We start from the raw sequence: 7919 nt of genomic DNA on the forward strand, positions 1-7919 counted from the left end.
CAGAAGCCGGGCGGCGGCGCTTGCCATCCTGAATGGGTGGGCCCTGTGCGCTTCATCTGCCGGCTCGGAGAGCGGACTCAGCCCTTGCGGTTGCGGTTGGCTGGTTTGCTCTTGGGGCTGAGCGTCTTGGCCCCGGACGGGCGCTGGTACACGAAGGGATAGGGCACGGCCGCCGTCTCCGGCAAGCCCGTGCGCCATTGCTCCAGCACCGTCGCAACCGTTTTGCCGGCATGGAATTGTGGTTCGGAGGGGAGCTCGCCTTGCTCCTTTTCGCGGCGACGCACGGTGCTGGCGGCCAGGCGATACGCGGCGCCGAAATCGTTGGTGGTGTTCAAGGCTTCGATCAGGAAGGCGCGCCCGAACCAGGTGGCGCTATCGGAGTTGCCGCAGCCAAATGACGGGCGGTCCTTGCGCGCGGCGGTGATGACCATGCGCTGCGGTGACCACAGTGCGGGTATGAAGGCGCCGGAGAAGCAGGCCGAGACCACGATCACCGCATTGCCGATCTGCGCCTGGTCCAGCAACCGGGCAAGCTGCTCCGGCGCCAGATAGTCTTCCTGGTCGCGGTCGGTGTGCAGGTAAACGCTGTTGTCGTGCAGGCCGTGGCTGGTGAGGTAGAGGAACAGCACGTCCTCGTTTGGGTCCAGCTTCTGTCCCAATCCGCGCAGTGCATGGCCGATGCTGTCGTAGGTGGCCTGGACCGGGGTTACGCCACCGTTGCCCAGCGCAGGCCGGTTGACCAGGCTGATCATGCGGCCTTCGGCGTTCCAGCGCTTGGCTGACAGTTCCTGCAGGTAGGCCACTTCATTGGGGAATACATCTTCATCGACATCGCCGGCCACGCCGAGCACGTAGACATCGGTTACGCCTGGGCGCTGGGCGGGCAGGGCCGCCAATGCGGCGTCCAGCATCGTGAGCTGGTTGCCTTCAAGTTTGGGCGTGGTGGCTTGTGGTCCAGGCTCGTTCGCCGCGCCCGCTGCTCCGGCGCAGCCCAGCAACAACGCGCTGGCCAGGGTTCTGATCAAGCGGGGTAGGGAGTGCGGGGAAATGCGCTGGGCTGCCATTGCCGTAATCCATGACGGTGGGTATGGCGGCAAAGTCGGGGCGACCGTGCTGCATCCGGTGGGCGGCCGTAGCGTGCCCTGGCGGCTATGGTGCCGGAGTTGAGGCTTGCTGCGTAGTAGGTGTAAGCGCAGGGAACGGCAGCTGTGTTCCTACTGTGTTCGAGCAACGGACAGCGGAACCGGAGCGCTGGCTTGGGGCTCAGTCGGCGTACAACGACCAGCCATAGGCCAGTGCCGACTTCTTCCTTAGGTTCTCCAACTGCTCGGCGGCGTTGATGGCGCTGTTTGCGCGGTAGACCAGATCTTCCAGCCGGCACAGGATGCTGGCCTGATCGTCATGGTCGGGCACCACCTCTACGATCCTGTCGACAAGCTGATGCATCTCAAGCAGCTTCTGTTTGCGCTCATGCTCGCCGAGAGAAGTGGCGTCGTGCACCACCTGCTGTGCCAGAACGTCGAAGTGATCCCGCAACTTCTCGTAGTCCATACAGCACCCGTACGATGGCTGCCAGCCAAGAGTCTGTAATGGTCCTATCGGGGATAGGGATGACTCAATGAGGGATACACCTCATGTGCCATAGGATTTATCTGACACTGAATGAGCACGCTCGTGGCTGTAATCGCGTCAAGCAGGTTTTTCAGTCTGTGCGGGCGCGTCGGGATTGGAGCGGCGCTCCATGCCGCTGGGCATCAGTTGGTAGCCCAGTCTGGTGTAAAAGCCTTCCTTGCCGGGCATGGATTTGAGCATGCTGTTTGGCGTGCCCGCCGCTGCCTGGATACGTTCGATCAACGCTGCGCCGACGCCTTGGCCCTGCAGGGCTGGGTCGATCGCCACATCAAAAACCACCGACCAGGCCACATGGTCGCTGAGCGCACGGCCTGCGCCTACGAGTTGGTCGCCTTGATGCGCAAATACCGTCACCTGGCTGTTGCGGAAGGTCAGCTCCAATTCCTGCGTCGAACGTGTGCCCAGGCCGGTAATCGTGAGTAGTTGCGCCAGCTGCTGCCAATCAAGCTGTTGGCATGACGTGGTGTAGGTAAGGGTCATGGCGGATGAGGCTGGCTTGGCGATAGCGCCCAGCTGCCACTTTGCCTACGGTGAGGTGCAAGTCAAATGCGCGTCGTACCGGGTCGGGAGCTGCTCCGGCGGAGTCATAAAATTGGCGTGAAAGAACCCGGAAAATCAGCTTATCGACACACTTCTTTTGCTGCTTTTCGGCCCGCTAAGTGATATCAGATTCCATCTTCAAGCCATTGATATCGTTACTTAATAAAAAGTTTGAACACGGGCTTTTCGGAAGGGCAATGTGCTTGGTCGGTCGCGGATAAAGGGGCTGTATCTTCACTTGCTATCCACCTATTCAAACCTCAGCTGAAAGCGGGTCACGAGCTCGGCAAAAAGGCCGCTATATTCAAATTCCCCAGACGAAGGAGGAGTGGAATGTTCATGACCCGACAACACTTGGTAATGGCGCGTGGGCTCGGCGTGGCAATCGTTGCCCTGAGTCTTGCTTCCTGCGCAACGTACAAAGAGGAGTTTGCAGGGATCAACTCACGCCTCGATCAACTCGATACGAAGGTGCAGGGCGCCGCACAGAGCGCCGAATCCGCCAATCAGTCCGCACAGCAGGCAAACCAACGGCTGGATCAGATTGAAGGCCGTGTACAGCAGCTTGAAAGGGCACCCCGCCGCACTCCGCGCGGCTAGTCGCTCTGGTAACAAGCCACACCGAATACCTGGAATCAGGATCCGGTGGCCTTTGCGGGCCACTGGTTTCCTTTTCAGAACGCAGCCTGCAGTCAAAGGAAGCGCCCCATCCGTACCTACTCATACCCTGCAATCAGAACCACTTATCGCGCGCTGGTAGTGGCGCTGGCGTTCGCGTGTAGCGGCGTGGCCAGCGCCCAGGATGCTCCCGCGCAACCGCTGGCATCCGTCGATGAGCTTCCGCCGGGCCAGGAAGTCTCTGACACCGTAATTGAACTCGCTGGCTGGGTTGTCGCAAGCAAGGACAACCAGGGCTATCCGTTCGCAATCATGGATAAAGCCGCTGCACAAGTGCTGGTGTTCGGCGGCGATGGCCGGCTTCGCGGCGCAACGCCGGCGCTGTTTGGATCAGGGATAGGGGATCACACGGCACCCGGTGTGGCGGGGCTTGCGCTGCGCGAGATTCCGGGTCGTGACAGGACGACACCCGCCGGCCGCTACGTGGGCGGTTTCGGTCCATCGATCGACGCCGGACGTGTGCTGTGGGTGGACTACGATTCGGCGGTTTCCATCCATCCCACCGCTACTGGCGTTCCGGCCGAGCGGCGCGTCGAACGCCTCGCATCGCCTTCGCCCGAAGATAACCGCGTCACCCACGGCTGCATCAATCTCTCGCCCAGCTTCTACGAGCAGGTCATCGCTCCAACCTTCGAACGCGGCGGGGTGTTCTACATCCTGCCGGAGACCGAGTCGCTGGCAGAAGCCCTCCCGGAGTTCGCGAACAGCCGCGCCACGGCAGAACCCGGCGATGGAAAGCGCGCACGCGCTTCCCACTAGTTCCGCAAAAAACTTGGGCAAAGAAAAACCCCCGATTTCTCGGGGGTTTTTCGTTTTGCCGATACCTTTCGGTACCTTTATATGGTGGAGGTGGGCGGAATTGAACCGCCGTCCGAAGGCACTCCATCCCCAGCACTACATGCTTAGCTCACCGTTGGATCTCGCCCTGTGGCAGCACGGTGTGCAAAGCGCACCCCAGGACCAGCCTGTTTTGGTTAAGCCGTGACTGACAGGCAGCCGTCACAGCCGGTTCCGTGATAATGACCCTACATCCACGAGCACGGGCACAAGTGGGTTCGGGGCTTACGCCTTAAGCGGCGAGAGCGTAGTTGTCGTCGTTGGCAACTAGAGTTTTGCAGCTGGATTTACGAGGAAAGCTACCCCCTCGGCATGCGCCAAGCGACTTCACAACCCCCGTCGAAACCAGTGCACCCCCGGTAAGACGTTGATTCATGAAGGCTGTGGACGTTGTACTGCCCAAAGCCTCGCTGACGGATCGAATGCTACAGGGAAAACCCTGAACAGTCACCCGCATCAATCGCGTGCTTGCTCGGTGCGTGCAGAACAGCGGTTGCCGCTCTGCACTTATGGTCCTGGCCGAACCAGCAGGTTGGATGCGGCATCGCCTGCCGTGCGATTAACCTCACCCCGACCTTTCTGCGACGTCTGATGCCCGAGCATGAGCACCTGGACGTTGGTGAAGTGAGGGCGGTCATGCAGCAGCGCGGTGTGCGCAGCCTGCAGATGTTGGCGGGCAATGTGGGAGCCGGGTTCCGGCGGCGGGCCTTGCTGCCTGCAGTGTTCTATCTGGTGATGGCGGTGCTGGTGCTGATCACGGCCTGGGCCGGGCGTGCCCTTTGGCCGCAGCTGGCTCCGTTGGTGCTGCTGCTTTGTGCTGCGATGATGGGGCGCATGCGCTCGGTGCGGCGCCGTTGGCTGGGCGTCTATCTGTCGGTGGTTGTGCTGTTGCTGCTGTTGCAGTTGCCCTGGTCGGGACTGCAGCCGGCGGGGGTGCAACGGGTTGCACTGGTTGCGATGGCCCTGGCCTTGGCGCAGGTGCTGATCTACACCGTGCGCTTGCTGCGGCTTGCGCAGACGCTGCAGCTGCAGGCTGATGATCTGGAAGATGCTGCGATTCTCGCCTTGCTACCGCCACAGGCCGCTGAAGACGCGCGGCAATGGCTTGCAGGTGACGAGCGCAAGACGGCCGAATTGTCCGAGGTGGTCAGTTTGAGCGTGCTGTATGCGACCTTGCAGTCGCCGGGCGTGCAGCGTCGCCGCCTGCGCAGGGTTTTGCCGGGCTAAAGCGTCTTGCGCAGATAGATGCGTTGATGGCCGGGTGGAAAATCGGCGAGTCGGCCGAACACTTCATAGCCATGGCGCAGATAGAAGTCCTCGGCTTGCCAGTCGAAGGTGTCCAGCATCGCGCTGTGCGCACCGGCGGTCTTGGCTTGTTGCTCGGCCTGCAGCAACAGTTGGCTGCCAAGGCCCTGGCCACGGAGTTCGGGATCAACCCACAGCACGTGGATGGCGAGCCAGCCTGCGCAGACGTCGCCGAACAGGCCGGCGCAGGCCTTACCGTCTGCGCCATGGATGGCCAGCTGCAGCGGCAGCTCATCGAAACTATTGCCGCTGGCCTTGCGGTTGAAGGCCAGCAGCCGTGTACACAGTGCCTGCACATCCTGCGCGCTGGCTGCCTGCACCGCGCGCTGTGCCGACATCAGGCGTTGCGGTTGTGGGCGCGCATGGCGCGTTGCTTCTCGCGGTCCCAGTCGCGCTCCTTGGCGGTATCGCGCTTGTCGTGATTCTGCTTGCCCTTGGCCAGCGCGATCTCGATCTTGATCTTGTTCTTTTTCCAGTACATCGCGGTGGGTACCAGCGTGTAGCCGTCACGCTCGACGCGGCCGATCAGCTTGTCGATCTCGCGCCGGTGCAGCAGCAGCTTGCGCTGGCGGCGGTCTTCCGGAACGGTGTGGGTGGAGGCTTGGATCAACGGGGTGATCTGCGCGCCGATCAGGTAGATCTCGCCATCCTTCACATAGGCATAGGCGTCGGTCATGTTGCCGCGACCGGCGCGGATGGCCTTGACCTCCCAGCCTTGCAGCACCAAGCCGGCTTCGACCCGATCTTCCAGGTGGAATTCGTGGCGCGCGCGCTTGTTCAACGAGATGGTTTTGTCGGCCGTCCCGTTCTTTGCTTTATCCTTGCTTTGTTTCGTGCTCATTTCCGTATTGTCTCCGATTCGGGGGCTCCCCGAACACTTTCTGTATAGCCATGACTACCATTCGTCGCAGCGCGCTGGTCGAACACTCCGCCGATCGCATGTTCAACCTGGTCAATGATGTTGCCGCCTACCCGGGCCGGTTCCGCTGGTGTGACAAGGCGGAAATCCTGGAGCAGGGTGAGGAGCGGCTGGTTGCCCGGCTCGATCTGGGGCTGGGCTCGTTCCGTACCTGGTTCATGACCGAAAACACTTTGCAGCGCCCGCACAGCATCGATATGAAGCTGCGCGATGGTCCGTTCAAGCGGCTGCATGGCCGCTGGGAGTTCCATGCCCTGTCTGAAAGCGCCTGCAAAGTCACCTTGGAGCTGGAGTTCGAGCCGACCTCGCGCCTGCTTGGGCCGGCCTTGGCGCTGGGTTTCCAGGGCCTGGCTGACCGCATGGTCAACGACTTCGTGCGTGTGGCCGACCAGGAGCCTTGAGTGATACGTGTGGAAGTGGTGCTGGCGTGGCCGGACCGTTACCAGCAGCGCCAGCTTGAGCTGGCGGACGGTTGCACGGTTGCCGAGGCGGTAGCGCAGGCGGCGCTGGAGGGCGCTGCCGATGTCGTGGCCATGGCGGTGCACGGTGTGCTTGCGCAACCGCAGCAGCGCCTGCTGGACGGTGACCGGATCGAGCTGCTGCGTCCCTTGCTGGCCGACCCCAAAGAGAATCGCCGCCGGCGGGCGCGCGGCGGCGATTGATTCTGCGGAAGGGGCGCTGGATCAGCGGCCCTTTTTCTTGTCCTTGGCCAGGTTGCGGCCGAACTGGCGCACGCTGTTGCGGGCCAGGTCGGCATCCTGCGTCGGGAAGTAGTCGCCTTCCCAGCGGGTGACCTGGTCGTTGTCGAAGAACACGGTGAAATTCTTCACCTCGGTCTTGCCCAGACGGTTCACGCGCTGGCTGGCGGTGTAGTCCCAGCGCTGGGCGTGGAACGGGTCAGCGATGGACGGCGTGCCCAGCAGCGCATTCACCTGCTGCTTGCTTTGGCCGACCTGCAACTGCGCCACGGACTGTTCACGGATCAGGTTGCCCTGATAGATGGGCTGCTTGTAGATGATGCCGCAGCCAGTAGTGGACAGGGCGACAACGGCGATCAACAGGAGGTTGCGCATTAGGTAGGGCGGTTGAGGAAATCAGGTCGATGATACACTCCCCGGCACCCAGCGCGATCTGACCGGAGATAACTGGCGTTAAACCGCCAATGAACACGATGGCCATGGAATCCAATGACCTGCGCAAAGTCGGCTTGAAAGTAACGCATCCGCGGATGCGCATCCTTGCTTTGCTCGAGCAGAACACCCCCCACCAGCACCACCTCACCGCCGAAGACATCTACCGCAAGCTGCTTGATTGCGGTGATGAGATCGGGCTGGCCACGGTTTACCGTGTGCTGACCCAGTTCGAAGCGGCGGGTCTGGTACTCAAACACAACTTTGAAGGCGGCCAGGCGGTTTATGAGCTGGACCGCGGCGGCCACCACGACCATATGGTGGACGTGGACTCGGGCAAGATCATCGAGTTTGAAAGCCCGGAAATCGAGGAGCTGCAGCGGAAGATCGCTGCGGAGCACGGTTTTGAACTGGAAGAACACTCGCTGGTCTTGTACGTGCGTAAAAAGCGTAAATAAGGCGTTGCCGGCACGGCCCTTGGGCTGTTGCTGTTGAAGCAAAAACACCGGCCAATGGCCGGTGTTTTTGTTTGTGTCCCGCCCTTTTCGAAAGGCGGGGGCTTGGATGTAGTGCCGAGCCATGCTCGGCAGGGGCTTTCCCAAGCCACTGTCAGGGCCGTTGTAGTGCCGAGCCATGCTCGGCAGGGGCTTTCCCAAGCCACTGTCAGGGCCGCTGTAGTGCCGAGCCATGCTCGGCAGGGGCTTTCCCGAGCCACTGCCAGGACCGCTGTAGTGCCGAGCCATGCTCGGCAGGGGCTTTGGGAGCCAAGCTTGAAGAGCCAAGAGCTGCCCTCACCCCAACCCCTCTCCCGCAGGCGGGAGAGGGGCTTTAAAGCGAAAGCGAAAGCTCAAGCCAAAGCCAAAGCCAAAGCCCAAAGC

Annotated in this window: 12 protein-coding genes and 1 other RNA gene; 6 read left to right on the forward strand and 7 right to left on the reverse strand. The window is 61.7% G+C overall.

Features of this window, described 5'->3' with window-relative positions:
• Positions 1–77 precede the first annotated feature (77 nt).
• The 3 genes from ABB27_RS16075 to ABB27_RS16085 form a co-directional block, all read right to left on the reverse strand.
• A complete protein-coding gene (locus ABB27_RS16075) occupies positions 78–1025 on the reverse strand; it encodes a C13 family peptidase (protein ID WP_161809667.1) in 948 nt (315 codons plus the stop codon).
• 238 nt (positions 1026–1263) lie between these two features.
• Positions 1264–1551, reverse strand: coding sequence for a hypothetical protein (locus ABB27_RS16080; RefSeq protein WP_057629800.1), 288 nt, complete (start codon positions 1549–1551; stop codon positions 1264–1266).
• A gap of 138 nt (positions 1552–1689) precedes the next feature.
• A complete protein-coding gene (locus ABB27_RS16085) occupies positions 1690–2112 on the reverse strand; it encodes a GNAT family N-acetyltransferase (RefSeq protein ID WP_057629801.1) in 423 nt (140 codons plus the stop codon).
• Positions 2113–2505: 393 nt separating this feature from the next.
• On the opposite strand from ABB27_RS16085, the gene ABB27_RS16090 reads away from it, so the two are divergent.
• Together ABB27_RS16090 and ABB27_RS16095 are read left to right on the forward strand one after the other, a co-directional pair.
• A complete protein-coding gene (locus ABB27_RS16090) occupies positions 2506–2772 on the forward strand; it encodes a hypothetical protein (RefSeq protein ID WP_057629802.1) in 267 nt (88 codons plus the stop codon).
• A 159-nt stretch (positions 2773–2931) separates the two neighbouring features.
• On the forward strand, positions 2932–3609 hold the full coding sequence (locus ABB27_RS16095; protein ID WP_057629803.1) for a L,D-transpeptidase: 678 nt from the start codon (positions 2932–2934) through the stop codon (positions 3607–3609).
• Positions 3610–3691: 82 nt separating this feature from the next.
• Here the strand turns inward: ABB27_RS16095 and ssrA are convergent.
• Positions 3692–4045, reverse strand: a transfer-messenger RNA (tmRNA) gene (gene ssrA, locus ABB27_RS19440).
• Between the two features lie 233 nt (positions 4046–4278).
• Between ssrA and ABB27_RS16100 the strand changes: the two genes are divergently transcribed.
• Positions 4279–4914 carry a hypothetical protein gene (locus ABB27_RS16100; protein ID WP_152984636.1) on the forward strand — a complete coding sequence of 212 codons (636 nt, stop codon included), beginning with the start codon at positions 4279–4281 and terminating at the stop codon, positions 4912–4914.
• On the opposite strand, the gene ABB27_RS16105 is transcribed toward ABB27_RS16100, so the two are convergent.
• Both ABB27_RS16105 and smpB read right to left on the reverse strand, forming a co-directional pair.
• Entirely contained in the window at positions 4911–5330 is a 420-nt protein-coding gene (locus tag ABB27_RS16105) for a GNAT family N-acetyltransferase (RefSeq protein ID WP_057629805.1), read from the reverse strand. The genes ABB27_RS16100 and ABB27_RS16105 overlap by 4 nt on opposite strands.
• The gene (gene smpB, locus ABB27_RS16110) at positions 5330–5833 is read right to left on the reverse strand and encodes an SsrA-binding protein SmpB (RefSeq protein WP_057629806.1); all 504 of its coding nucleotides are present in this window, start codon (positions 5831–5833) and stop codon (positions 5330–5332) included. Before smpB ends, ABB27_RS16105 begins: the two co-directional genes overlap by 1 nt.
• A 50-nt stretch (positions 5834–5883) precedes the next feature.
• On the opposite strand from smpB, the gene ABB27_RS16115 reads away from it, so the two are divergent.
• Both ABB27_RS16115 and ABB27_RS16120 read left to right on the forward strand, forming a co-directional pair.
• On the forward strand, positions 5884–6312 hold the full coding sequence (locus ABB27_RS16115) for a type II toxin-antitoxin system RatA family toxin (protein WP_057629807.1): 429 nt from the start codon (positions 5884–5886) through the stop codon (positions 6310–6312).
• A complete protein-coding gene (locus ABB27_RS16120) occupies positions 6313–6573 on the forward strand; it encodes an RnfH family protein (RefSeq protein WP_057629808.1) in 261 nt (86 codons plus the stop codon).
• A gap of 21 nt (positions 6574–6594) precedes the next feature.
• Here the strand turns inward: ABB27_RS16120 and ABB27_RS16125 are convergent, their stop codons facing one another.
• Positions 6595–6984, reverse strand: coding sequence for an outer membrane protein assembly factor BamE (locus ABB27_RS16125; protein ID WP_057629809.1), 390 nt, complete (start codon positions 6982–6984; stop codon positions 6595–6597).
• Positions 6985–7088: 104 nt separating this feature from the next.
• Here ABB27_RS16125 and fur point away from each other — a divergent pair, with 104 nt between their 5' ends.
• Entirely contained in the window at positions 7089–7499 is a 411-nt protein-coding gene (gene fur, locus ABB27_RS16130) for a ferric iron uptake transcriptional regulator (protein ID WP_057629813.1), read from the forward strand.
• The last annotated feature ends 420 nt before the right edge of the window (positions 7500–7919 follow it).

It is taken from the genome of Stenotrophomonas terrae (assembly GCF_001431465.1).
Lineage (GTDB): Bacteria > Pseudomonadota > Gammaproteobacteria > Xanthomonadales > Xanthomonadaceae > Stenotrophomonas > Stenotrophomonas terrae.

Bases quoted from the DNA above. Each gene is read 5' to 3' on its own strand.
- smpB (WP_057629806.1), bottom strand. From the start codon at position 5,833: ATGAGCACGAAACAAAGCAAGGATAAAGCAAAGAACGGGACGGCCGAC.
- ABB27_RS16125 (WP_057629809.1), bottom strand. From the start codon at position 6,984: ATGCGCAACCTCCTGTTGATCGCCGTTGTCGCCCTGTCCACTACTGGC.
- ABB27_RS16090 (WP_057629802.1), top strand. From the start codon at position 2,506: ATGTTCATGACCCGACAACACTTGGTAATGGCGCGTGGGCTCGGCGTG.
- ABB27_RS16105 (WP_057629805.1), bottom strand. From the start codon at position 5,330: ATGTCGGCACAGCGCGCGGTGCAGGCAGCCAGCGCGCAGGATGTGCAG.
- ABB27_RS16085 (WP_057629801.1), bottom strand. From the start codon at position 2,112: ATGACCCTTACCTACACCACGTCATGCCAACAGCTTGATTGGCAGCAG.
- ABB27_RS16100 (WP_152984636.1), top strand. From the start codon at position 4,279: ATGCCCGAGCATGAGCACCTGGACGTTGGTGAAGTGAGGGCGGTCATG.
- ABB27_RS16115 (WP_057629807.1), top strand. From the start codon at position 5,884: ATGACTACCATTCGTCGCAGCGCGCTGGTCGAACACTCCGCCGATCGC.
- fur (WP_057629813.1), top strand. From the start codon at position 7,089: ATGGAATCCAATGACCTGCGCAAAGTCGGCTTGAAAGTAACGCATCCG.
- ABB27_RS16080 (WP_057629800.1), bottom strand. From the start codon at position 1,551: ATGGACTACGAGAAGTTGCGGGATCACTTCGACGTTCTGGCACAGCAG.